The following is a 565-nucleotide window of genomic DNA, read 5'->3' as shown; positions in this document are numbered from 1 at the left end:
GCCATTATATACGGTCATCAGACATTAGGAAAAATTGCTGGAGTAGTAGGAACAGCAATGATTGTAGATGCGGCCAAACCTCAAACTGCAGGCCGTGTGTATACACATCTACAGAAGTCACAAGTGAAGGCTAAAGGCATGAAGCCATCAAAGAACGTCGTGTACTTCCCCGAAAGAGGACCCATGACTCAAATCCGTGCAGAGCGTAAGCACTTCAATCGGATGTATGGGAAACGTGTAACAAAGGGACCCAAGAAAGGCATGGTACTACGGGGCGATGAATTACGATATTACGGACGTAATACCAGGAAAGCCAAGGTTGGCGCTGCCCTGGTTAGTTATTCGAAAATCGCAAAAGTCACAGGATATGGACATGCTTACGGAATATATCCTCGTGGATTGGCAACGCCGTGGGATTACGTTGTGTACCCGGAGTTGGTAGAGCAAGATGCCAGGAGCTTGGCGGAGAACGCTAAGAGATCGCACGACAACGTGACGCCGAAAATTGCTGATTATACCTTGGCTTACGCTATGGGCGGTAACGAGGGCGTAGCCATGTATGCTG

General features: G+C 48.5%; 1 protein-coding gene. It reads left to right on the top strand.

All coding sequences use genetic code 11. From position 1 onward, the window contains the following. Window positions 1–57 precede the first annotated feature (57 nt). Window positions 58–565, top strand: a 508-nt coding sequence (locus tag RINTHH_RS11275; RefSeq protein WP_231291180.1) for a hypothetical protein, incomplete at its 3' end; no start/stop codon positions are given.

The sequence above is a fragment of the Richelia intracellularis HH01 genome (genome assembly GCF_000350105.1).
Lineage (GTDB): Bacteria > Cyanobacteriota > Cyanobacteriia > Cyanobacteriales > Nostocaceae > Richelia > Richelia intracellularis.
This window is presented reverse-complemented; position numbering and strand designations above follow the sequence as displayed.